At 55.1% G+C, this 477-nt stretch carries 1 rRNA gene; it reads left to right on the top strand.

Annotation, left to right across the window (positions count from 1 at the left end):
• Positions 1 to 23: 23 nt before the first annotated feature.
• A 16S ribosomal RNA gene (locus QSK07_RS22695) occupies positions 24 to 477 on the top strand; the annotation flags it as partial.

Below are 477 nucleotides of genomic sequence, written 5' to 3'. Positions count from 1 at the left end.
CAAGTTGTAAGCAAATCAAACTTAAATTGAAGAGTTTGATCATGGCTCAGATTGAACGCTGGCGGCAGGCCTAACACATGCAAGTCGGACGGTAGCACAGAGAGCTTGCTCTCGGGTGACGAGTGGCGGACGGGTGAGTAATGTCTGGGGATCTGCCCGATAGAGGGGGATAACCACTGGAAACGGTGGCTAATACCGCATAACGTCGCAAGACCAAAGAGGGGGACCTTCGGGCCTCTCACTATCGGATGAACCCAGATGGGATTAGCTAGTAGGCGGGGTAATGGCCCACCTAGGCGACGATCCCTAGCTGGTCTGAGAGGATGACCAGCCACACTGGAACTGAGACACGGTCCAGACTCCTACGGGAGGCAGCAGTGGGGAATATTGCACAATGGGCGCAAGCCTGATGCAGCCATGCCGCGTGTATGAAGAAGGCCTTCGGGTTGTAAAGTACTTTCAGCGGGGAGGAAGGCG

The sequence above is a fragment of the Pantoea sp. QMID4 genome (genome assembly GCF_030270445.1).
Lineage (GTDB): Bacteria > Pseudomonadota > Gammaproteobacteria > Enterobacterales > Enterobacteriaceae > Pantoea > Pantoea vagans.
The sequence above is the reverse complement of the archived record's forward strand: the minus strand, read 5'-3'. Positions and strand labels throughout refer to the sequence as shown.